This window comes from Pedobacter sandarakinus, from assembly GCF_026240095.1.
Classification (GTDB): Bacteria; Bacteroidota; Bacteroidia; order Sphingobacteriales; family Sphingobacteriaceae; genus Pedobacter; species Pedobacter sandarakinus.
Window position 1 is genome coordinate 129274 of record NZ_JAPIVG010000002.1, and the last position, 24173, is coordinate 153446.

The 24173-nt window shown below is 40.2% G+C and carries 16 protein-coding genes; 12 read left to right on the top strand and 4 right to left on the bottom strand.

Translation table 11 applies throughout. From position 1 onward, the window contains the following. The first annotated feature begins 64 nt into the window (after positions 1–64). The 8 genes from OQ268_RS06250 (at position 65) to OQ268_RS06285 (ending at position 12182) form a co-directional block, all read left to right on the top strand. The gene (locus tag OQ268_RS06250) at positions 65–2758 is read left to right on the top strand and encodes a glycoside hydrolase family 2 protein (RefSeq protein WP_265855256.1); all 2694 of its coding nucleotides are present in this window, start codon (positions 65–67) and stop codon (positions 2756–2758) included. A gap of 90 nt (positions 2759–2848) precedes the next feature. Next, the gene (locus OQ268_RS06255; protein ID WP_265855257.1) at positions 2849–4351 is read left to right on the top strand and encodes a glycoside hydrolase family 43 protein; all 1503 of its coding nucleotides are present in this window, start codon (positions 2849–2851) and stop codon (positions 4349–4351) included. 347 nt (positions 4352–4698) lie between these two features. Continuing rightward, complete coding sequence (locus tag OQ268_RS06260) at positions 4699–5928, top strand: DUF2254 domain-containing protein (RefSeq protein WP_265855258.1); 1230 nt, start codon at positions 4699–4701, stop codon at positions 5926–5928. Positions 5929–6064: 136 nt separating this feature from the next. Next, positions 6065–7420 (top strand): alpha-amylase family glycosyl hydrolase, encoded by a 1356-nt coding sequence (locus tag OQ268_RS06265; protein WP_265855259.1) that lies wholly within the window; start codon positions 6065–6067, stop codon positions 7418–7420. A 159-nt stretch (positions 7421–7579) separates the two neighbouring features. Next, the gene (locus OQ268_RS06270) at positions 7580–8683 is read left to right on the top strand and encodes a glycosyltransferase (protein WP_265855260.1); all 1104 of its coding nucleotides are present in this window, start codon (positions 7580–7582) and stop codon (positions 8681–8683) included. Continuing rightward, positions 8664–9794 carry an acyl-CoA dehydrogenase family protein gene (locus tag OQ268_RS06275; RefSeq protein WP_265855261.1) on the top strand — a complete coding sequence of 377 codons (1131 nt, stop codon included), beginning with the start codon at positions 8664–8666 and terminating at the stop codon, positions 9792–9794. The genes OQ268_RS06270 and OQ268_RS06275 overlap by 20 nt, the downstream gene beginning before the upstream one ends. 2 nt (positions 9795–9796) lie before the next feature. Further along, entirely contained in the window at positions 9797–11125 is a 1329-nt protein-coding gene (locus OQ268_RS06280; RefSeq protein ID WP_265855262.1) for a bifunctional PIG-L family deacetylase/class I SAM-dependent methyltransferase, read from the top strand. 1 nt (position 11126) lies between these two features. Further along, entirely contained in the window at positions 11127–12182 is a 1056-nt protein-coding gene (locus OQ268_RS06285) for a glycosyltransferase (RefSeq protein WP_265855263.1), read from the top strand. 1 nt (position 12183) lies between these two features. Here the strand turns inward: OQ268_RS06285 and OQ268_RS06290 are convergent, their stop codons facing one another. Together OQ268_RS06290 and OQ268_RS06295 are read right to left on the bottom strand one after the other, a co-directional pair. Then, positions 12184–13008: a glycosyltransferase family 2 protein gene (locus OQ268_RS06290; RefSeq protein WP_265855264.1), complete on the bottom strand. Its 825-nt coding sequence runs from the start codon at positions 13006–13008 to the stop codon at positions 12184–12186. Then, positions 13005–14201, bottom strand: coding sequence for a glycosyltransferase (locus tag OQ268_RS06295; RefSeq protein WP_265855265.1), 1197 nt, complete (start codon positions 14199–14201; stop codon positions 13005–13007). Before OQ268_RS06295 ends, OQ268_RS06290 begins: the two co-directional genes overlap by 4 nt. A gap of 385 nt (positions 14202–14586) precedes the next feature. On the opposite strand from OQ268_RS06295, the gene OQ268_RS06300 reads away from it, so the two are divergent. The 4 genes from OQ268_RS06300 (at position 14587) to OQ268_RS06315 (ending at position 21133) form a co-directional block, all read left to right on the top strand. Continuing rightward, positions 14587–15192, top strand: a complete 606-nt coding sequence (locus OQ268_RS06300; RefSeq protein WP_265855266.1) for a TetR/AcrR family transcriptional regulator — start codon at positions 14587–14589, stop codon at positions 15190–15192. Between the two features lie 71 nt (positions 15193–15263). Next, positions 15264–16454, top strand: a complete 1191-nt coding sequence (locus OQ268_RS06305) for an efflux RND transporter periplasmic adaptor subunit (protein ID WP_265855267.1) — start codon at positions 15264–15266, stop codon at positions 16452–16454. Between the two features lie 88 nt (positions 16455–16542). Next, on the top strand, positions 16543–19737 hold the full coding sequence (locus OQ268_RS06310; protein WP_265855268.1) for an efflux RND transporter permease subunit: 3195 nt from the start codon (positions 16543–16545) through the stop codon (positions 19735–19737). Beyond that, on the top strand, positions 19724–21133 hold the full coding sequence (locus tag OQ268_RS06315; RefSeq protein ID WP_265855269.1) for a TolC family protein: 1410 nt from the start codon (positions 19724–19726) through the stop codon (positions 21131–21133). The genes OQ268_RS06310 and OQ268_RS06315 overlap by 14 nt, the downstream gene beginning before the upstream one ends. A 128-nt stretch (positions 21134–21261) precedes the next feature. Here OQ268_RS06315 and OQ268_RS06320 read toward each other — a convergent pair whose 3' ends face one another. Beyond that, positions 21262–21975 carry a DUF3891 family protein gene (locus OQ268_RS06320; RefSeq protein ID WP_265855270.1) on the bottom strand — a complete coding sequence of 238 codons (714 nt, stop codon included), beginning with the start codon at positions 21973–21975 and terminating at the stop codon, positions 21262–21264. 174 nt (positions 21976–22149) lie between these two features. Beyond that, positions 22150–24102 (bottom strand): glycoside hydrolase family 97 protein, encoded by a 1953-nt coding sequence (locus OQ268_RS06325; RefSeq protein WP_265855271.1) that lies wholly within the window; start codon positions 24100–24102, stop codon positions 22150–22152. Positions 24103–24173: the final 71 nt, after the last annotated feature.

A 24173-nucleotide genomic window follows, 5' to 3' on the forward strand; every position in this document is an offset into this window, starting at 1 on the left:
GCCAATAATAACTAGGGCTTGCACTTTTATGTGGATTAAATTCCTGATCAAAATTCCTTCAAACATGCTAAAATCAACGTTATCGTTATTATTTGCTATCTTTTTAGTAAGCACATCTCAAAGTCAAACCATCACTTATTCCATTAATAGCACAAATCCTGAAATTGAATGGCAGATTAAGCCGCAATCTGAAGTTAATGTATCTGGGCTAACAGTCTCTAAACCAGGATTCCAATTCTCAAATGCCATCAAAGGCATCGTTCCTGGTGTGGTTTTTACCGCCTACGTTGCTGCTGGCAAAGAGCCAGACCCAAATTATGGCGACAATATCTGGAAAGTGGATGAAACACAATATAACCGGCCATTTTGGTATCGTACAGAATTTGTGACACCAAAATCCTTTAAACAAGGGCAACGTTTATGGCTTAATTTCGACAATACCAACCGATATGCCGATTTCTATTTCAACGGAAAAAAACTTTCCGGAACGGCTAATTCTACAAAGGATGTTAGCGGACACATGCTGCGGACAAAATATGATATTACAGATCTTTTGAATAACGATGGGAAAAATGCTGTTGCCGTCCTCATTACCGATGCAGATCAGAAGAAGACCAGAAAAGCCAAGGATGGGTTTGGGATTACTGCTAGTCCAACTTATTTGGCCGCTGCTGGCTGGGATTGGATGCCCTACATCCCTGGTCGATTAGCCGGGATTACTGGCAATGCTTATCTCAGTATTACGCAAGACGTAGTGATGGAAGATCCGTGGATAAGGTCTGAACTGGAATCCAACAAAACAGCTTATTTGTCTTTCTCTACGGTATTGAAGAATAATTCAACACAAAAAAGAGAAGCTTTAGTTAAGGGAATTATTCAACCTGGGAATATCGAATTTTCAAGGAGAATAACCGTTCCTGCTCTCGGTGAAGCTAAACTTACGCTTAACAGAAAAGAGGTGGAACAATTTGTAGTTAATAATCCAAAGCTTTGGTGGCCAAATGGGTACGGTAACCCTGATCTTTATTCGTGTAAACTTTCGGCAACTGTAGATGGTGTTATTTCTGATACAAAGGAAGTCGATTTTGGGATAAGAAGTTATGAATACAGGTATGAGCGCAACATTGCTGGATACCCTGTAATGAACTTTTATATTAACGGCCAAAAGTTATTTATAAAAGGCGGTAATTGGGGCATGAGTGAATATTTGTTACGCTGCGATCCAAAAGAATATGAACTAAAAGTTAAACTTCACAAAGATCTTAACTACAATATGATCAGACTATGGACTGGTTGTGTTACCGATGATGCTTTTTATGAATCTTGCGATAAGTATGGTATTATGGTATGGGATGATTTCTGGATTTATGTAGCCTATAATGATGTTGCGAATTCAGAAGATTTCAAAAGGAATGCCCTTGATAAGGTGAAAAGGTTGAGAAACCATCCAAGCATTGCGCTATGGTGTGGAGCCAATGAAACGCATCCGAAAGCTGAACTAGATGACTACCTGCGATCAATAGTCGCACTTGAAGATCATAACGATAGAATGTATAAATCGAGCTCAAATCAAGATGGACTTTCCGGAAGCGGATGGTGGGGAAATCAGCCACCAAAACATCATTTTGAAACTTCCGGGAGTAACCTGGCTTGGAATAAACCGCCATATCCGTATGGTATAGATAGGGGTTATGGCATGCGATCTGAAATTGGAACAGCAACATTTCCATCTTACGAAAGTATTCTAAAGTTCATTCCGAAAGATAAATTATGGCCATTGCCAACAGATAATGAACTTAAAGAAAACGATGATAACGTTTGGAACAAGCATTTTTTTGGCAAAGAGGCTTCGAATGCTAATCCTATTGCCTATAAAAAGGCAGTCGATGATCAGTTTGGAACATCGAGCAATTTGGAGACATTTGCCGAAAAGGCGCAATATTTAAACATTGAAGTTATGAAAGGGATGTACGAAGCCTGGAACGATAAGATGTGGAATGATGCATCTGGTATATTGATTTGGATGAGCCAATCTGCCTACCCATCATTTGTTTGGCAAACTTATGACTACTACTATGACGCAAGTGGAGCATATTGGGGTGCGAAAAAAGCTTGCGAGCCTGTACACATTCAATGGAATTCACTCAATAATAGTGTGAAAGTTATTAATACAACCTCAGCTAATCTTAGCAATTTAAAAGCAAAAGCTACAATCTATAACATCAAAGGTGAAAAAATCTACGAAGCAGATAATTCAAAAACTTTAAATGTTTTAGCTAGTAATATTAACGAAGCATTTGTACTTGATCTGAGTACGCTAATTAGCGAGAAGACCTCCCCACTGCAGTTCATCCGTCTTGAACTTAAAGACAGCCAGGATCAATTATTATCTACTAACTTTTACTGGAGAAATAGCGAACAGGGATTGAATTATAAGGATTTAAACACTTTACCCGGTGCAAATATTTCCTGTCGGGTGATCAATAAAATCGTAGATGGTGATAATATCAAACTAAGTCTGGCCTTAAAAAATGAGTCTAAAAGTGTCGCATTTGGGAATAGATTAAGGGTGGTAAATCGTGTTACAAATGAGCGGGTTCTTCCAATATTTACCGAAGAAAACTATTTTACATTGATGCCGGCAGAAGAAAAAATTATCAAACTTGAAGGCAATGCTTCGCAGATGAAGGGTGGTGTTAATTTATTATTAAAAAGATATGCACAGAAGGAACAACGTATTTTAGCGATCAGCAATTAGCCTAAAAGTGCAGTTGAAATTGTAACTTGCTGCTCTGTCTCATATCGCAACGCTGAGGTTGTATAATAGATATTTTTAGCCATACTAAACATGATAAGACCAATTTTCCTATTTTTGATGCTTAGTTTATTTACCTTCACTAGATTATTTGCCCAGAGCGGAGATGGAGCGGTTATCCCAGGTGATTTCGCCGACCCATCTATCATAAAGGTTGGAAAACAATATTTTGCTGTAGGCACATCATCCGAGTGGGCACCTCATTTTCCAATCTATCAATCTACAGATCTCAAAAACTGGCAACAAAGTGGCTACGTTTTTAATAAAACACCAGACTGGGCAAATGGATCGTTTTGGGCTCCGGAATATTACAAGATCGGGTCGACATATTATATGTATTACACTGCTCGGCGCAAGTCTGATAATGCTTGTTACATTGGCGTTGCTACTTCTACCTATCCCAATAAAGATTTCCGGGATCATGGCGTTGTTTTAGCACATGGTAAAGAGGCCATTGATGCCTTTATTTTTAGAGATAAAGGAAAATTATACCTTACTTTTAAGGCGTATGGATTGGAAAATCGCCCGGTAGAGTTACTGGCTTGCGAGCTTTCGGCAGATGGACTAAATGTAATCGGCAAACCCTTCACACTGCTAAGAGATGACGCTCGGAAAGGGATGGAAGGACAAAGTATTATTAAAAGAGGGGAATATTATTATATTTTCTATTCAGCAGGTAACTGCTGCGGAGATGGTTGTAGTTACGAGATTGGTGTTGCACGCTCTAAAAGCTTCGCAGGACCTTATGAGTATTTTAGTAACAACCCTATCCTTTCCGAAAACAGCGTTTGGAAATGTATGGGTCATGGAACCTTTGTAAATGCCTCAAACGAGCAAACTTATTACCTCCATCATGCATACAATAAAGCAACAAATGTCTCTACAGGTAGGCAAGCCTTAATTTCAAAATTAAATTGGTCAAGTGATAATGGCTGGCCTAGTTTCGAAGCACAAGCTATTTCCAACACAAAGCCCATTGATATTTTCGATAATTTTGCATCAACTAACTTAAGCAAAAGATGGCAGTGGGATTTTCGAAATTCAACACCTTTTACCCAACAAGATAACGGGGTGTTAGATCTGGGTGGTGTTACAAAAGTTGGTAACAACGCAGGAATAGTGCTAACCACGAGGCCAACTAGTGCGGTCTTTTCGGCTCAGGTAACCGTAGTTAATAGTAATGATGCCTTAAAAGGTATTAGTTTTTATGGTGATGCTAATGCCGCAATTGGAATTGGTGTAAAGAATAATAATGTTATGGTGTGGCAAGTTATCGATAATAAATTTAGTGTTTTGTTTCAAAGAGCAATCGATAAAAACATCTCGTCTAAGCTTATGCTTGCTGTTAACGAAGGCCGTGATGTGCTCTTCAGTATTAAACAGGGTAACCAGAGCTGGCAGAAATTACCAGTTCAAATAGATTTGAAGAAAACCAATTTAGCACAATGGGATAGGAGTCCGCGAATTGGATTACATTATCAGGGCGACAATAAAATGCGTGCTCGCTTTTCTAACTTCATATTAAAACAGAATTAGATATTAGATTTTAATTACTTCTGGGTGATTGCATGTCTCGTATCATGGAAATCATGTTACGAACTTCGTGAAGCTGTGCCATCCTGGGTGCCAATCAAATAAACAATTTGCCCGCATTTGGTGTTTAGGTTAGTCAAGCACTCGGTATGTTCTATTTTCATCTTGGGTTGTCAATGTCATCGAATGAGAATTGATTTTTCAATACAGAAAAATGATGCCTGGAATGGTTAAGGCAGCTTTTATGTCACCCTAATTGCACATATCGAAGGGAATTAAGCGCCAAGCCTAATTGAGAGGTGCCGTGAAGCCTTGGGCAAAAACATGGGGTGCAGCAAAGATTAAATTTTATGGACGGAAGATTGGTTAAATGGCTCAGGAGCACATATAAGAAAATCGTAACGAGTATTGCATTTTACCCTGCAATCATCGCGATCGTATTTCTATTTTTTTCGTGGATCATGCTTGAGTTGGATTTTTCCGAGACTGGAAAACTTATCAAAGCAAACCATGAATGGATTAGGTTGAAAGACGCCAGCACGGCCAGAAGTATCGTCTCGACAATTACAGGCGGCATTATATCATTGATGGTATTTAGTTTTTCAATGGTAATGATTTTGCTCAACCAGGCAGCATCTCAAATGAGTAATAGAATGCTCGAGGGGATGATTGGCAACCGTTTTCAACAAATTGTGCTTGGGACTTATATCGGTACAATAGTTTATTCATTATTCCTTTTGAGTACAATCAGGGATATCGATTCTGGTGTGTATGTTCCCGCATTAAGTATCTACGTTTTGGTATTACTAACAATAACAGATATTTTCACCTTTATCTACTTTCTACACTATGTAACCCAATCTGCAAAATTTGAAACCATTATCCACAGGGTTCATCAACAAACCTTCGCTTCTCTAAAAGCAAGATGTGATGCGGAAACCCTCGAGCAACCAATTGATGTAGAGAAAGATCCTCAAATATTGTTCACGAAGTCAAGTGGAACTTATCAGGGATTTGACGCCAAAGCCCTTTTAAAAATAACCAATGAATACAGTGGATTGGTCAAAGTAATTCATCCTCCAGGAAGCTATCTGCTTTACGGACAACCCATGGTGGAGTGGTATGGAAGAAAATTAACTGAAGAAGAAATCGAAAAGGTGTTGCTAACTTTTAACTTTTATATAGGACAGCCAGTTGGGGAAAATTTCTATTATGGTTTACACCAACTTACCGAGGTTGCATTAAAGGCCCTTAGCCCAGGTATAAACGACCCAGAAACGGCAGTGTTAAGTCTAAATGCCTTAATGGATTTGTTTGCATATCGATTATCTCATCACCCTAAACTTACTACAGAAGACAGCGGTAAAAAGGTAAGAATAATAACTACAGAAAGAACGTTTAAGGACTTATTCAATGATTGTATTTTACCTATTTGGGATTATGGCAAAAATGATTTATACATACAGCAGGCAATGCTAAATTTGCTTTCACAACTTCAATCCCTCGACGTTCTTAAAGATGAAAGTACAATTTTAGAGCGGGCAAAGCAAGCTGTAAGGCTTGAGATGGAAAAGCGTTAGTATATAATTTGCTTTAGTAATGAGAAACCACCATCGATAAACTAATCGCTTAACTTTATCGTTTCTTTTTGCTTATGTTTAATGCTTTTGCAATTCTTAGATAAAAATATTTTCTATTTGTTAATTACAATTTACTATGACTAATAACTTCTCAAGAGCATTTACAGCCCCATTTTTGTTTTTTATTTTACCGATTTTAAGCTTTGCTCAAGGCCTGTCATATCCCGCCCAGTATGGAAAGCCATTTCAAGGTGTGCCAGATCCGAGAGATGTTATTCTTTATCAAATAAATACCAGGGCCTTTAGTAAAAGTGGCGACTTTGCAGGGGTAACCGCCAGGCTCGATTCCATAAAATCACTTGGAGTAAATGTAATTTATTTGATGCCAATCTATCCTGTTGGAAAGCTCAAAGGCGCCAATTCCCCTTACGCTACTCAAGATTACGATGCTGTTGGTAAAGAATTTGGAACCTTGGCAGATCTGAGAGCGCTTGTGGATGGCGCCCATAACAGAAACATTGCGGTAATGTTAGACATCGTTGCCAATCACACATCTTGGGATCATCCCTGGATAAATAAACCCGGCTATTACCTTCGGGATAGTCTTGGACAGATCAAATACCCGGAAACATGGAAGGACGTTGCTCAACTGGATTTTCGAAACCAGGAGCTTAGACTGTCATTGATTCATTCTATGAAATCATGGGTATATAAAGCCAATATAGATGGCTTCCGTTGCGATTACGCCGATGGACCTCCGTTAGATTTCTGGAAGCAAGTAAATGATAGTCTCAAAGCCATTAAAACCCATAAATTATTGATGCTGGCCGAGGGCGGCAGTCCAAAATACCTGGGTGTGGGTTTCGATTATTTTTTTGGTTTTAATTATTTTGGTAACCTGAAAAATATATTCAACAATAAAAAATCAGTTAAATCGCTAGATAGTTTAAATGTAATCGATTTTAAGGGTGCAAAAGAGGGCCAAGCTGTTGTTCGTTACCTTACCAACCATGATGTAAACGGATCTGACGGAACCCCACTCGAACTTTTTGGTGGCAAAAGCGGGTCTATGGCTGCTTTTGTAATTACCGCTTACATGAAAGGCATACCGATGATTTATAATGGCCAAGAGATTGGAACGCCGTTTCGTCTAACTTTTCCCTTCACAGGCAAGTCTATAGATTGGTCTTTGGCGAAGGCTAATGAGGATATCCTCCAGGATTATAAAAAAATAGTTGCTTTTTGGAATAAAAGTACAACTGTAAGAAGGGGTAAATTAATCTCTTATAATAGTGATGACGTTTGCATATTTACCAAAAGCCTCAATGGTAAAAGGGTGTTGGTTATTGCCAATTTAAGAGACCGAAAAGTAGTTTGCCGCTTGCCGAAATCTTTATCAGGACAGTGGATCAATGCGTTCAGCCGCACTGAAACTAAACTCCCAATTGATTTGGAATTGAAGCCTTTCCAATATCTGGTAGTCGAAAAATAAGATATCACGATTGATTAAAAACCTTTAAATAGTATATTATTTTGTGAAACAAAATTGATTGAATGAAGTGATGAGCTGTTAATCTCATCAGTTTTGAATATAAAAAAAACTGAATGCCATTTTCTTTTGTCGTATAACGAGAAACATCACCTACGATTTATGAAAATTGGCATTATCGCACATTTAAAACATCCCATTATTGCACCATTTGCTGGTGGTTTAGAGGTATTTACACATCAAATTACACGCTTACTCGTAGCTCGCGGGCACGAAGTTTTATTGTTCGCGAGTTCCAAATCTGATCCAGGCCTTCCGCTCGTTGCGATTCTTAACGATGACCATTACGATTCCAAAACTGGTATCCGTGAAAGAAAGAGAGATTTACCGTCTGAATATGTTGCCGAACATCACGCTTATTTTAAATTAATGTTAAGTATTGATGATTATGATCTTGACATTGTATTCAATAATTCGCTACATTATATCCCCATCACAATGGCCAATGCCATAAAAACACCAATGCTCACGGTGTTACATACACCTCCATTCTACGAACTAGATCTTGCTATCCGTGCGGAGCGTAAACAACCAGTTATCAATTTTGTAACGGTATCAAAGCAAAGTGCCATCAACTGGCAAGATCTAGTTGAAAATTGTTCGGTAATAACCAATGGCATTGAGATGGATTGTTGGGAAGCCCGTACTGAGACGGATGAAATACCTTATGCTGTCTGGTTTGGAAGGATACATCCTGATAAGGGATTACATTTGGCAATTGAAGCTTGCAAAAGGGCTGGCATCTCCTTAAAGATTGCTGGTGGAATAGCAGATAAACGTTACTATGAAACTAAAATTGTACCCCTCTTAGACGGTACAATTGAGCAGTTGGGATTGTTAAACCAAAGGCAACTAAATAAGTTGATTAGTGGGGCTGTGGTCTGTCTGATCACGCCTTGCTGGCAAGAACCCTTTGGCCTGGTAGTAGCCGAGGCGATGGCTTGCGGTACCCCGGTAGCTGGTTTTAAGATGGGTGCGCTACCCGAACTAGTTAATAACAAGTGCGGCGTTTTGGTAGATTTTCCAGATACAAATGCCTTAGCTGAAGCAATTGTACAGGCCAGGATGCTCGATCGGACACAGATTGCACGTGAAGCATCCAAATTTGATATTGTAAATATGGTAGATAAATATGAGCAGATGATGGCAAAAATCATTGCAGACCAACCTATAAAAAATCCGTTATATGATAGAAACTATGCATGATAAGACCCAGTATCTATTTGATGAAATTGCATTTCAACATGTACTTCAAAAAATTCGTACTCAGGCAAGTCATTCAGAAAATAATCCGCAGGGATTAGTGCAAGAGTTCCAATGGCTACGGCAAACCGGGGCTTTGCAAATTGTATTGCCCGGAGAGGCACTTGATTTCAACGAAGCGAAAATGCCCGAATTGTTGAGCTTGCTCATGGCCGTGGGAAAGGCCAATTTGTCTGTGGGCCGTATTTTCGAGGGACACATCAATACACTTTATTTAATCCATTTATACGCTGATCAACAGCAACGCGATGAATGGTACCGGGGTGTTCGGGAGGATGGTCATCTATTTGGTGTTTGGAATACGCAGAGCCAAAATGGTATCGAATTTTCAAAAAATGCTGAAGCCTACGATGTTACGGGTTCTAAAACCTTTTGTTCAGGAGCCACATTGGTAAATAGGGCCCTTATTACTGGTAATATCAGCTTCAACAAACATCAAGGTTGGCAGATGGTAATTATAGATATGGCACGAGTTACCAGCGACAAAATAAATCGTGATAGCTGGAAACCTTTGGGAATGAAAGCTTCGGGAAGTTATACGGTTGATTTTTCAGGTTATAAATTGCAGGAAGCAGAATTGCTCGGAAAGCCCGGAATCTACCTCAACCAGCCACACTTCAGCGGTGGGGCCATTCGCTTCGCAGCCGTACATTTGGGTGGTGCCGAAGCAATTGCCGATAATACGATTCAATACCTGAAAGATTTAAAACGAACTGATGATCCCATCCAGCGAATGCGGATATCCAATATGATGATGCAATTAGCAGCTGGAAAGTTATGGCTCGAGCAGGCCGGGAAGCATTACGATGAGTGGGTGGATAACAAGGCACATACAACGGATTTGATTGCATTTGCAAATATGACGAGAGTAAGCGTTGAGGATATCTGCCTGCGAATTATGGACGAAAGCAATAAATGCGTTGGTGCACGCGGGCTGATGGCGCCATACGAAATGGAACGCCTGTTTAGAGATTTATCTTTCTACCTACGCCAACCTGCACCTGATGCCACACGATTGCATGTGGCCGATTACTTTATTAATAAGCAAGTGTAGCCATGAATAATGCATTCGATATAGATGGGTTTGTGGCTGATGCTGTTGAACTTCAATACAGTGATTTAAATTTCATAAACCGCTGCCTGGTGCTCATTCCTCATCCAGATGATGAATCGCTTGCTTGTGCAGGTCTGGTAGCCACACTTCGGGAACGGGGGATACAATTTAGATTTATTTTAACTACCGATGGCAGTAGGTCTCACCCAAATTCGGTGAAATATCCGGCAGAAAAACTTGCGCAATTACGCAAAAAGGAATTGGAAGAGGCCCTAACACTGATGGGAATGAGCCCAAGTTTACTAACCTGCTACCAATGCACCGATGCGTCTATGCCCGCACGTGGAGATTCTGGTTTTTCAGAATTGGTTGCAAAACTTGCAGCAGATCTAGGAAATTTTAAGCCAGATTTAATTTTAGTGCCCTACGAGCTCGATCCGCACTGCGATCATCGTGCTACCTGGCAGCTGTTAATGGCAGCTTTAGAAAAAGGGCCAATCAGTCGCCCTACAATTTGGGAATATCCTATCTGGCTTTATGCAAATGCTGAATCAAGCGATGTTCCAAAACTGAAACCAGGTGAGCTGCGATATTTGGATGTTTCATCTTTTAACGATCTTAAACGTAGTTGTATTGCAGCACATCAATCGCAGGTAAGCCGATTGATTGACGATGATCCAAGCGGATTTATGTTGCACGAAGATATGATTGCCAACTTTACTTCTGGTCGCGAATACTTTATGGAAAGAGCGAAAATAAATCCAAGTGCTAGTTTACCAGAAGATTATTTTGAAAGCTTGTATCGCACTGATAACGACCCATGGAAGTTTGAAAGCAGTGCTTACGAACAGGGGAAATATGAGGCAACCCTAGCCGTTATACCAAAACATAGGTACTCAAATGCATTAGAAATAGGATGCTCAATTGGTGTGTTCACTGAGAAGTTGGAAGCTTATTGCGAAGCGCTGACAGGGATAGATCTCAGTGAAACAGCCTTGGCAAAGGCTAAAAAACGCATGTTTGGGTTTCCTCAAGTGAAATTTATACTTGGTGGTATTCCATCTGCTTTTCCGAAAGATACCTTTGACTTAATCGTAATGAGCGAAGTTGGTTATTACTTATCTGTGAAAGATTTAGCAACAACCCGATCGCTCATTCAGGCTCATATGAGATCGAAAGGAATACTTGTATTGGTGCATTGGACTCATTTTGTAGTAGATTATCCCATCTCAGGAGATCAAGTACATGAGTATTTCTTAGCTTCGCCATTGATTCATGTACATGGCCAGAGAAGCGACGACTATCGGATTGACGTATTTCAGCAAGAGTAAAATGAGCGAATTTCATATTGCATTTTATGTACACCACCATGGCTCAGGGCATTTGATGCGGACATTGCAAATCGTAGCCGCACTTGAAGCATATCCGGTTATTTTAATGGGGAGCGGACTGGATAACCTGGTCGATGTACCATCTAATGTTACGCTTGTTCATTTGCCGCCAGATGTACCAACTTCTGATGAAGATTTGTTACCAGAAAGTATCCCGCCAATGGGTTTCCATTACGCACCGCTAGGGGTTAAGGGTAGTAGGGATAGAGTGGCATTAATGACTGAAGTTTTTCGTCAATACTACCCGTTAATTTTAGTGGTTGATGTATCAATCGAGGTGGCACTTCTTGCCAGATTGGCGGGCATTCCATCTGTCATTATTAAACAACATGGAAAGCGGGATGACTTGCCCCATCAGTTGGCCTACGACTCAGCAGAAATCATCATTGCGCCATATTCTGAATCGATGAGTGTTGATTATCCCGGAAATTTCGATTCTAAAACGGTCTACACTGGTGGTTTTTCAAAGTTCGACCAACATCTGAATCGTGCTAAAATTCAGCAAAATTTGGTTTGTGTTCTGGTAGGGAAGGGCGGAACATCTATTAATCATGAGCTATTGGTCAAAATAGCATCAAACTGTTCTGAATATCAGTTTCATGTGCTGGGTTTGGCTAATTTCAAACACAATTTAAGCAATTTGTTCTGCCATGGTCATGTCCAGGATGCTAGTGAACTGATGGCCAAGGCATGGTTAGTAATTGGTAACACAGGCCATAATACCGTAATGGAGACAGCCAGCTTAAATAAGCATTTAATCGGGATTCCAGAACTGCGACCATTTGACGAACAAGTTGAGAAGGCGATGGTGATCAACGATCGAAGAGGAGTCAAGATTATTCAACCCAAGGAATTACAGGATACCAATTGGTCTAACTTACTAGCTGAACTTGCTATACATCCGGTTGATTGGCAAGGTGTAATTAATCCAATGGCTGTTAAAATCATTGCAGAAACCATTATAAAAACGGCGAAGAAAAGTATAAGACTCTTATAGCTTATTTCAAAGCATTTGCAATTTCCTTTTTCTCAGGATATCTGATAATGGAAATATCATCTTGTGTTCTCTTGATTAAACCTAGATATTCGAATTGAGTTAACCAACCTTCCATTGCCCAGGTTTGCCATTTGTTATAAAAAGTAAGTGCATTGGCCACAATATCTTTGAAGTGATTTAAGGGAGGTGCATAACTTGCATGATGTTGGTGATAAGCTACTGCACCTATAGTGGCGATCTTCACCGCTTTCTTTCTTGCTGTAAAACTAAAGTCTGTATCTTCTGCTCCATAGCCATTAAAATTTTCATCAAAGCCACCAATATCTTGGTAAGTTAAGCGCTCACAAGCAAAATTAAGCGACCAAAACAGCTCGTATGGTAAGTTTGGGAGTTGCCCTCGAATAGGGTCGGCGATGCTGTATTGGTCAAGCCTGTCAAAGAAATTTCTTTGTTCGGTTGCACTTGCATTTAGATACCTAACTGAACCACAAAGCAATGTATTTGCTTTTGAACTGTGAAGATAAGCTCCTATTAAATTAGGGTGGGGAATACAATCAACATCTAGGAAAATAAGCAAATCACCTGATGCCTCTTTGGCTGCCAAGTTCCTTGCTGCGGCCAAAGGCAAGTGGCTATCATCAGAAATGGAAAAGCACTTTACGCAAAAGGAAAACGATGGTAATTCGCAAATGGCCTCATTCATGAACACAATTATCAGCTCATCAGGAAGTGTATTAGAGCGTTCAATCCCCTGTAAGAGGTTGAAAAATGCGCTCTTTCTCCCATGAACAATTGTTAATAACGAAGTTTTGAGGACTTGCTTCATGATCCTATTGTTACTTCCTGAATCATCGCAGTTTTGCTAACATGTTGTAGCGTACAGCTATTAACTTGATGGAAGTACATGCGCATGGCAGTTATTGCCGAGCCAATGGGTTGGTAAACAATTCGCCCTTTACGGTGTAAAAGTTCTTCAACATTTTCCCAGATTGTTTCAAAATAGACGCTGGAGTAAGCAATATCCATTAAACTTAAGTGGTTTAACTTTGCCCATTTGGCCAGTTCCGAAAAACTACTCTGAGCCGGGGAAAGGGCCAATCCTGCATTCCAGATTTGTCTTAACCTGTTTTTAAGTTCGAATTTAAAAAGAAGCGTGTCTATTGATTCTACCTGCTCCTCTTCGCACCTCAAACTCATCTCAGACCAGTTTTTCAGCTGTACAGAAAAACCGAATTTCACACGCCCGTCCATGCGTGCAGAGGTGTATATTCGTACATGTGGCGAGTGACGAATCTTCGCATCAACCCGGTTCAAGGCCTTTCGAAATTCCTCATCCTCCAGAAAAGGGATAACAGGCAACCTGCCGGCTTTTTCATACATTTCGCAAGTAACTGCCAGGCTCGGACCATAACACTGGAAGTGCCTTGGCCAAGGATTAGCTATTGATGGATCGATTGCAGACTCTAACCGACTCTTTAAAAATCGATAAGTTACATCTCTGAGGTGATGGCGTTTACTAATCGAAGGTGTATCTCTCGGCAAAATCCTTCCCCCAACCACATCAGCTCCATTACTAATTTCTTTCAAGATATGGTAAATCCAATCTGGAGCAACTTGGCTATCTGCATCGGTTGAAACAATAATCCCACGGGCACCAACAACTTGCGTTAAGCGATGATAAGCAGCATCCATCAGCAACCGCCGAACTGTACCAATATGAGCAGCATCTTGAGGCAATTTTATATCGGCCACATGGAGGTTAAATGCCTGGTGCTTTTTCTGATATTCTGAACAAATGCTGTAAGTGTTATCTGAGCAGTTATTAGCCAATACCAATACTTCATATTCATGTGGATTCACAGGTAAACCTAAGTCATCCAGCTGCATTCGTAAGGCATCTAATGTTTCAGTAATAAAAGCGGACTCATCTTTTGCGGGTACAATTACGGACAGCTTTAATTGATGACGGATTGGTCCGTTAAAGAGCAGGTTGTGATCTATATCCAATTTTTTATTCATGTTTTTAGGTTAGCATCGCACCTGCACTTATCGAAGGTGAGTAAAGTGAGGAATACGCCATTGAAATAAATACTGTTTCGAACCGGTCTTTTCCCCACAGTATTTTGACAACATCACTTTACGATCTTTTGTTTATCTGGATTGATGCGAATTGTACGGAAATTAATACTAGCCTCGTTTTCACTAAGTGCTAAATGAGGACTGGTGCTGACGATAATTTGAGTGATCTTGCCTCGTCATACCTAGGTTCTATGAATTATTTAAAGCCCTTGTAGTGATTTAAATGGTGATAATTTTGATTTGACATTCGGATGATTGTGATTAATATAAATCAGTTTACTGTTGCTTAACAGTGTTAGATTATTTACACTTAGTAATTCCAGTCATGGGAAGCAAAGAACGAATTTTACGATTGAAAGAAGAAACCAGGACCAGTATTCTGGATGCCGCCTTGAATATAGTTCAAACAGAAGGTTGGCAGGCTTTGAGTATGCGTAAAATTGCTGACCAAATTGAATACACTGCACCAATCATTTACGAATACTTCCCGAATAAAGACGGTATTTTACTGGAACTTACCAGACGAGGATACCAGATTTTAGCAAAGGATATCCGAGAAGCTAGGGATCTCAAAGAAAGCGCTGAGGAAAGAATGGAGGCGATGTGGGTGGCATATTGGAATTTTGCCTTTGCCCATAAGGAATTTTATCAACTGATGTACGGCGTAGATATGGTTTGCTGTACTGTAAAAAGTGCGCTTAGTGAGGCTGAAGCTGTCTCTAGTATGTTAGGTGATGCTATCGAAGCTTTATTTAAAAAGAAACCAGTAGACGAGAATGATATCTGTATGAAATACTATACCTATTGGTCAATCATCCATGGTTTAATCTCTATCAATTTGGTAAGGCCAAATGGAAGGACGACAGATGAACTTAACCAACAAATTTTGAAAGACGCCATTAAGGGAATTACACTTTCTATCAATAGTTAAATTTTTTTAAATCTTAATTTAACACTGTTAGATTATTTATCCACTATAAATTATATAATTATTAAATCAATATGAATGCTATCCATCGTTTGTTTATTTTACTTAACAGTGTTAAACAATTTAACCATGTAAAGTTACTTTTAATTTTTTCCGCGGTTTCCATTTCCATTGCTGGATGTACGTCGGCCCCAGACCAGGCAGCTGCCACACCGCCGCCACCCATATTACCCGTGAGTATTGTTTCAGCCAGTACTGAAACTACATTTATTGATTATCCTGCCTCGATTGAGGGCGCAGCAGATATCGAAGTGAGGCCTCAGGTAAGTGGTTATTTAACCCAGATCTTGGTTAATGAAGGTGCATATGTTTTAGCAGGACAAACACTGTTCAAAATTGATGAACATAGCTTTAGAGAAGCGCTCAACAATGCAAATGCCAGCCAACGTGCTGCAGATGCAGCTGTATTAAATGCACAGCTTGAAGTAGATCGTTTGACACCTTTGGTTCAAAATAATGTGGTATCAACCTTTCAATTAAAAACGGCCAAGACAGCGCAGAAGATTGCCCAGGCAAATGCAGAGCAGGCAAAAGCAGCTGTCGCCTCGGCTAAAATCAACCTCAGCTATACCAATGTAAAAGCCTCAGTAAGTGGATATATCGGTAGGATTCCAAAGAAACAAGGAAGTTTGGTTTCACCTACTGATCAGGTTCCTTTGACACAGTTATCAGACATCCATGAGGTACATGTCTACTTTGCCTTAGCCGAAAATGATTTCAACAACTTCAACCTAAATTATCCTGGAAAAAGTCCTTCCGATCGGATTAAGCACCTGCCGAAAGTATCCCTTGTCTTGTCAGATAACACTGTATATCCAATTATGGGTAGTATTGACATGATCGACGGACAATTTGATAAAAATACTGGCGCAATAACCCTCAGGGCCAGCTTTGTAAATACAAATGGGCTGCTGCGCTCTGGAAATACTGGCAAGCTTCGCCTGGGATTAAAACATGATGATGCAATCCTAATTCCACAGGGCGCCACGGTCGAAATGCAAGATAAGGTATTTGTTTTCGCCATGAATAAACAACATAAAGTGAGTAAGATTCCAATCACTATAGTTGGGAAAAGCGGTAACAACTATTTGGTGAAAGATGGAATAAAGCCAGGCGACGAGATCGTATTGAGTGGTCTAGATCGCCTTCAGGAAGGACAGGTGATTACACCTGAAAAATTAACAGATAAAGCAGCAAGCTTGTAACTATCATACGCTACCTCTAAGGAAAAATATTCTGAGTTAGAATTTATCCGTGGAGCAATTAGAGCAGACTAATTAAATCAAAATAGAAATGTTTAAAATCTTCATTCAACGGCCGGTACTGGCAACCGTTATTTCCATTTTATTGGTGATACTGGGAGTACTTGGCCTAACTAAATTACCATTACAACAGTTTCCTGATATTGCACCGCCCTCGGTTCTGGTTACGGCTATTTATCCAGGAGCAAATGCCGAAACCGTTTTAAGATCTGTTGCGCCTTCGCTTGAGGAGTCAATTAACGGCGTCGAGAATATGACTTACATGAGTTCTACGGCTAGTAACGATGGATCCCTGGCCATTACCGTATTCTTCAAATTGGGTACAAATGCAGATCAAGCTGCTGTAAACGTTCAAAATCGGGTGGCACAAGCCACCAGTCAGCTGCCAGCAGAAGTTGTACAGCAAGGCGTAACTACTGCGAAGCAGCAAAACAGTTTCATTATGGCTATTGGCATGTATACAGATGATGAATCTAAATACGACCAGACATTTATCGCCAATTATGCACAAATTAATATCATCCCGGAAATCAAACGCATAAGTGGCGTAGGATCGGCCGCTATATTTGGTGGTGTTAAGGATTATTCGATGAGGGTGTGGTTGAATCCTACACAAATGGCCACTTATCAGGTAACGCCAAATGAAATTATGAGGGCCATCCAGGATAAAAGCTTAGAAGCGGCACCCGGAAAGTTCGGGGAGAAGAGTAAAGAGGTTTTTGAGTATGTAATTAAATATAAAGGCAAGTTAACCAAGCCTGAAGAATACGAGAATATTGCGGTACGTGCCAATGCAGATGGATCGATCTTGCGTTTGAAAGATGTAGCCAGAATAGAACTTGGTGCTTATTCTTATAACAGTATTACCCGCATCAACGGAAAAAAAGCCATCGTGATTGGTATCATTCAACTGGCTGGATCCAACTCGAACGATATTCAGGTGGCGATTAATAAACTGATGGCCAAGTCTGAAAAGAGTTTTCCGGCAGGAATTAAGAAAAATATTTTTTACAGTACCAAAGTATCGCTAGACCAGTCTATTGCACAGGTTCAGCACACCCTGATTGAAGCATTTATATTGGTTTTTATTGTAGTGTTTTTATTCTTACAGGATTTTAGATCGACATTAATTCCAGCCATTGCGGTGCCGGTAGCCATTTTAGGAACCTTCTTTTTTATGCAGTTGTTTGGGTTTTCTATCAATTTGCTCACCTTATTCGCTTTAATTTTGGCGATAGGGATTGTCGTAGACGACGCGATTGTAGTGGTAGAGGCGGTGCATGCTAAAATGGAACATAAACACCTCGGGCCAAAGGCTGCTACCCACGAAGCAATGCATGAAATTACCGGTGCCATTATTTCCATCACCTTAGTTATGGCTGCGGTTTTTTTACCAGTTGGGTTTATGGAAGGATCTACAGGTGTTTTTTATCGCCAGTTTGCATTTACTATGGCGATTGCAATTGTTATTTCTGCTGTAAACGCTTTAACCTTAAGTCCTGCTTTGGCAGCTTTATTTCTGAAAGATAATCACGCTAAATCAAATGAAAATCCTGGTTCCAAAACGACTTTCAAGCAGCGATTTTTTAATGGCTTTAATCATAGTTTTAATGCTTTAACCAACCGTTATGTTGGCGGCTTGAAGTTTTTAATCAAACATAAGTGGTTAAGCATGGGGGGGTTAGCATTAATTACGCTCGTTACCGTATTGATGGTTAGGAGCACGCCCGCTGGCTTTATTCCAACGGAAGATCAGGGTTTTATTGCCATTGCTGTAAATACGCCATCAGGAACTTCTTTAGATGGCACTCAAAAAGTAATGACCCAGGCCGAAACGGTATTGAGCAAGCTTGATGCATCAAGAGATGTTACTGCTGTTTCCGGCTTCAACTTGTTAACCAATTCTACCAGTCCATCATCTGCTGTGGTTTTCGTGTTACTTAAACCAAATGAAGAACGTGGTGCTGTCAAAAACATTGAGGAAATTATGAATCAGGTGAGGGGAAAATTAGGCGCCATCTCTGGAGGAAGTTTCTTTGTATTTAGCTTTCCAACCGTTCCGGGTTTCAGTAATGTTGAGGCGTTAGATATGGTGCTACAAGATAAAACTGGGGGCAAGCTAGATAAGTTTAGCGGAATCTCGCAACAGTTTATCGGGGAGTTAATGAAGCGTCCGGAAATTGCCGTAGCGTTTACCAGTTTCAAGGCAGACTATCCGCAACTTCAACTAGATATTAACGACGAAAAAGCTGATCAATTGGGGGTTAATGTCAAAGATATTCTGCAAACAATGCAAACCTATTTTGGTAGTGCCCAGGCATCAGACTTTAATCGTTTCGGAAAATATTATCGGGTGGTTGTACAGGCAGACGTTCAAGATCGGGCAGATGCATCTGCTATCAACCATGTATTCGTCAAAAGCAATCGTGGAGAAATGGTTCCATTAAATACCCTGGTAAAACTAAGTAGAATTTATGGCTCAGAGACTGCATCAAGGTATAACTTGTTCAATTCTATCTCCATAAATGCGATACCTAAACCAGGTTTTAGTTCTGGAGATGCCATTAAAGCAATTGAGGAAGTGGCAGAGAAGCAGTTGCCGGCTGGTTACAGTTACGAGTTTTCCGGCCAAACGCGTGAAGAAATATCTTCTGGTGGACAATCGACAGTTATATTTTTACTGTGTTTAGTGTTTATATATTTTCTTTTATCAGCACAATACGAAAGTTATATTTTGCCATTGGCAGTTATTTTATCTATCCCTGCCGGAATATTTGGCGTTTTTGTAGCGATTGGTATAACTGGCATTGAAAACAATATTTATGTACAGGTAGCGCTAATTATGTTAATTGGTTTACTTGCTAAGAATGCTATTCTTATAGTGGAATTCGCTCTTCAACGTCGTCGGGCCGGTCAACCCCTTATTTCATCTGCCTTAGAAGCATCGAAGTCGAGGTTACGGCCCATTATTATGACTTCGCTTGCCTTTGTGGTTGGATTAGTCCCGATGATGGGCGCAACTGGCCCTTCCGCACAAGGAAATCATTCTATTAGTATTGGTGCAGCAGGAGGTATGATATCAGGAGTAGTTCTAGGTTTGTTTTTCATCCCCGTATTATTCGTCATCTTCCAGGCTATCCAAGAGAAATTTTTAAGAAAATCACCATTGGCCGTCGATCATCAACATGAAACGGCTATCAATCAAATTGTATATGAAACGGTTTAATATTATTACCATATTGCTTCTGGCTGTAATCTGGAGCGGATGTTCGGTTTCCAAAGATTTGGCATTACCACAAAGCCTGGCGCCAAAAATGTTTAGGGGTACCATGCCAAAAGATTCAACAAGTGTTGGCGAAATGCCTTTTAAAAGCTTTATTAGCGACCTCACAGTACAAAATCTAATTGATACTGCACTGCTTAGAAACTACGACATGCAAATGGCATTGAAAAATATTGATGCCGCGGAAGTATTATTTAAGCAATCCAAATTGGGTTATTTGCCAGATTTGAAATTGCAGGTAGCGGTCAGCTCAAGTCGTCCATCCGACAATAGTTTAAATGGGTTAAGCCTGAATCAATTTACAGGCTCCAGCCATATAGAAGATTATACTGCAAATCTTGGCGTGTTTTGGGAAGCCGACATTTGGGGTAAAATCAGGAATCAAAAGGCTGGTGCGCTTGCGAGTTTTTTGCAAACAGAAGAAGCTAGAAAAGCGGTCCAAACCCGCTTGATAGCTAATGTGGCACAAGGTTACTATCAATTATTAATGTTGGATGCCCAATTGGAGATTGCAAAAAAGAACTTGATGTTAAACGACAGTACCCTCCGAATAATACATCTGCAGTTTGATGCCGGACAAGTAACCTCTTTGGCTATACAACAGGCAGAGGCGCAGCAATTGAATGCAGCCCAACTCATTCCGCGTTTGACACAAAATATTGGTTTACAGGAAAATGCGTTAAGTGTGCTAATTGGTACGCTGCCACAGGCGATAAAACGTGATACCCGTTTAGAAAAAATGCTTGTTCCACAAGATTTAAGTGCAGGTTTTCCATCAGCTTTGCTAAGCCGCAGGCCCGATATTAAGGCTGCGGAACTGGCACTAAGAGTTGCAAATGCCCGCGTAGGCGTGGCTAAAGCAAGTTTATATCCATCATTAACAATCACAGCCAGCGGTGGTGTAAATTCGTTCAAAGCCAGCAATTGGTTCAGTATGCCTGCGTCTTTGTTCGGATTAGTTTCGGGAGGCATAACTCAACCTATTTTTCAACGCGGACAGCTTAAATCCAATTTGGCACTGGCAAGCATCGACCGCGAGAAAACTGTTATTCAGTTTCGCCAGTCGGTAATTAATGCAGTGGGCGAGGTTTCTGATGAACTGATGAGGGTAGGGCAGTTAAAAACTCAATACAGTATTGCCCAACAACGGGCAATTACACTACAAAATGCTTCAAAGAATGCCAATTTGTTATTTAAAAGCGGTATGGCAAATTACCTGGAGGTAATTACCGCCCAGGGCAATCTTTTGCAAAGCGAACTGGAACTAACTGCATTAAAAACCGAGCAACTGATTGCTGTAGTAGGTTTATATCGTTCCTTGGGCGGCGGCTGGAACTAGGTAAAAAGACCTCAAATCATCCAAAAGAAAAAGCGATTCATCTCTACAGAAAATGAGGGATGAATCGCTTGCTACCTATGTTTGAAATTGCTGGCTTTGTAAAGAAATGCTGCTTACATTTGTCAATATTAATGTTTGGCGAGATTGACTAGCGTAGTTTCTACAGCACAATTTTTAAGTTTTGTTCTGAAGTCTTCATCATCACTGAAACAAAGTTGGTTAAGCAACCTGGTTTCGTAATAAAGAACAAAGCGATCTGCATCAAACGGCCATGGCTCAACTATGATTGATTCTTCCTTTTGATATAAAGTGTAAGGCGTGCCATCTGGGCCGCAACTGATCTCAATTCTCCTGCCTTCTGGTGGTACGAGTGATTGGCAAATTAAAAGGGAAAAGGCATCGCAGAACTCTAAAAGTTCATAAGCTGCATCAAGTTCGGCTTTCTTAACACGGGCCACTTTAAGCCACTTATTTTCATTTTTTTTTAAATCAGCGATAAAATCTTTAGCAAGCGGATCATCTCCAAATACAAACCTGATATGCCGATTGATGAGTAAGGCAATAAAAAGACTCTTGCTATGTGCCATTCCCATTAACCGGGTGGCGGAATCAATCTCGAAAGTTGTTTGTTTAAAATTAATGGGTGCGCCATTTTTATCGACCAAAGGGCTACGCTCAAATTCATTGTAAACGTCATCATGTTCGGCTGTAGCAATTAGAGTTTCAATCCAACGGTCGGGTTGGGTCGCTCGCTTCCAACGGGCACAAACCTGGCCAGCAAGTAAGCCATGAGCCCTTTGCGTTATTATTTTCCAACCTTGTTCTGTGTATGATGCAATCATATATAGTTAGCAAATCAAAATTAAATTGATTTATCTCTACAACATGATTGTTAACCATAAGTTTAGCTGACGCTAAAAATGTGTATATACCCTTAATGAAGCCCGAATTAAGCAATTTTTACTTCATCCAACTTTACTGAAGATATCTATCAAACTTGCTTAAGTATATTATCATTATTTAGCAGTAATTACAGCTGCGTAACCGCCATTTCTCACCATGTTAACCGCGATTTCATCTCCATTTTTCACCTGGATAGTTTTTTTTCGGTAATCCATTGCTTGTCTTCCGGCGTTGATTCCATCCTCGAAATAGGTCATGGTATACTGCTTACCTTTTTCTAAAAAATCCAGGTTTATTTTAAGGTTCCTAGTTTTTTCTGTACCGTTGCAAATGCCCCCGATAAACCATTTATCAGCTTTACGTTTAGCTACCACGGCTACTTCGCCAACTGTGGCGGTCAAAGCTTTCGTCTCATCCCAGGTGGTAGGAACCGAAGTGATAAAGGCGGTACAATCTGGGTTTCTATAGTAAAGGGTTGGGTTGTCTGCAAGCATTTGAATCCCGCTCTCGAAAACAACGAATAGCGCCATTTGATAAGCACGTGTACCTATACTAGCGGCATTAGGCCTTTCTGCACGATAAGATTCTGGCTGCATGCTAATCATTGCACCTGGGGTGTAGTCCATCGGGCCAACGGCATTTCTCATAAAGGGCAGGTATAAACTGTTTTTTGGAAGTGTACCGCCCATTTGTTCCATGCCTCTTACGCCTTCGTAAGATAGTATATTGGGGTATTTGTATTCAAGCCCCGCTGGTTTAAATGCTCCATGAAAGTCTACAAATAACTCATTCTTTGCTGCTTCTACGGCTACTCGTTCGTAATAATTTACCATCCATTGGTCGCTTCGGTCCATAAAGTCTATTTTTACACCTTTAATTCCCCATTCTTTAAAAGTTTTGAACAAGTCCATGTGGTTATGTACGGTAAGCCAGGTTAGCCATAAAACTATACCTACATTTTTTTCCTTACCGTAACGAATGAGTTCGTGAACATCAACATCGGGGTTTGGTGTATAAGGATCGGTTGTGCTTTTTGCCCAGCCTTCGTCCATAATGATATATTTTAAACCATACTTGGCAGCAAAATCGATATAGTATTTATAGGTCTGCAAGTTATATCCCGATACAAAATTTACATCTGGCCCATAAGGTGCTGCATCATTCCACCATTCCCAACTGGCTTGTCCTGGCTTTATCCAACTAGGGTTTTCAATTTTGCTTTTTGATGCCAACTGCAGGGTCATGGTGTTTTCGAGGATCTGCTTATCATCATTGGTAATCACAAAATACCGCCAGGGAAAAGTACGTGTTCCGCTGGTTTTAGCAATGTAATCTGCCTCTTTGGTAATTTTTAAACTCCGGTCGCCATCTTCTCCAAACGCTAGTGGAGCTTTCGGGAAAACAGATCTGATAGCATTTACACCTGTTCCTTTGAAAAACAGGCAAGGATAATCAGAAAGATCAGATTCGCTTAAGAGTAGTTTATAGTTCTTTTTGGTATCGATTAAAATTGGAAGGGTGCTCATTTTTTCCTTCCAGCTATCTGTGCTCACGGTTGAATAGTTTTCTTCGTAGGCAGTTTTAAAGCTTCCGGGTTGTTGTACATGTAAGTTATATGCGTTTGGGAAATTTATTGCAACCTCTTCGTCCATTACTTCAATATCGCCTTTTTTATTGGTGATAAACTGATAGGCAATTCCATTATCAAAAGCCCTGAAAGCTACTGCAAATCCACCCTTGAAGTTAAGTAACAATTGATTGTATTTCGATTCTACGTTAGCATATTTTAAGGCAATATATGGTTTAATAATGCTACTGCTCTTTGTTGTTTTAGCGCTCAATAGCTTAGGGTTTTTTCCTAGGGTTTCGTCTTTTAAAACTAATGAAAGGCTATTCTCTGTCATTAAGGCCTCAGTTCGGTAATTAACCGAATAATTGATTTTGTCGCCAATAATTATCGAAACTTTGATTTCACCATTGGGTGATAAAAGCGTTAAATTCTTTTGTGCAAAAACTGAGGTTAAGACTAAGAGCAGTAAAGTGGTTAAAGGGATGATTTTTTTCATATTGTTACATTGGTATCAGCGGGCTAAGTAAGCCAATAAAGGCATTAATTGCAAGTAAGGGCTGCTACTTT

Coding starts and splice junctions, on each gene's coding strand:
- OQ268_RS06320 (WP_265855270.1), bottom strand. CDS start 21,975: ATGATTGCATCATACACAGAACAAGGTTGGAAAATAATAACGCAAAGG.
- OQ268_RS06285 (WP_265855263.1), top strand. CDS start 11,127: ATGAGCGAATTTCATATTGCATTTTATGTACACCACCATGGCTCAGGG.
- OQ268_RS06255 (WP_265855257.1), top strand. CDS start 2,849: ATGATAAGACCAATTTTCCTATTTTTGATGCTTAGTTTATTTACCTTC.
- OQ268_RS06275 (WP_265855261.1), top strand. CDS start 8,664: ATGATAGAAACTATGCATGATAAGACCCAGTATCTATTTGATGAAATT.
- OQ268_RS06265 (WP_265855259.1), top strand. CDS start 6,065: ATGACTAATAACTTCTCAAGAGCATTTACAGCCCCATTTTTGTTTTTT.
- OQ268_RS06250 (WP_265855256.1), top strand. CDS start 65: ATGCTAAAATCAACGTTATCGTTATTATTTGCTATCTTTTTAGTAAGC.
- OQ268_RS06290 (WP_265855264.1), bottom strand. CDS start 13,008: ATGAAGCAAGTCCTCAAAACTTCGTTATTAACAATTGTTCATGGGAGA.
- OQ268_RS06260 (WP_265855258.1), top strand. CDS start 4,699: ATGGACGGAAGATTGGTTAAATGGCTCAGGAGCACATATAAGAAAATC.
- OQ268_RS06325 (WP_265855271.1), bottom strand. CDS start 24,102: ATGAAAAAAATCATCCCTTTAACCACTTTACTGCTCTTAGTCTTAACC.
- OQ268_RS06310 (WP_265855268.1), top strand. CDS start 16,543: ATGTTTAAAATCTTCATTCAACGGCCGGTACTGGCAACCGTTATTTCC.
- OQ268_RS06270 (WP_265855260.1), top strand. CDS start 7,580: ATGAAAATTGGCATTATCGCACATTTAAAACATCCCATTATTGCACCA.
- OQ268_RS06300 (WP_265855266.1), top strand. CDS start 14,587: ATGGGAAGCAAAGAACGAATTTTACGATTGAAAGAAGAAACCAGGACC.
- OQ268_RS06295 (WP_265855265.1), bottom strand. CDS start 14,201: ATGAATAAAAAATTGGATATAGATCACAACCTGCTCTTTAACGGACCA.
- OQ268_RS06305 (WP_265855267.1), top strand. CDS start 15,264: ATGAATGCTATCCATCGTTTGTTTATTTTACTTAACAGTGTTAAACAA.
- OQ268_RS06280 (WP_265855262.1), top strand. CDS start 9,797: ATGAATAATGCATTCGATATAGATGGGTTTGTGGCTGATGCTGTTGAA.
- OQ268_RS06315 (WP_265855269.1), top strand. CDS start 19,724: ATGAAACGGTTTAATATTATTACCATATTGCTTCTGGCTGTAATCTGG.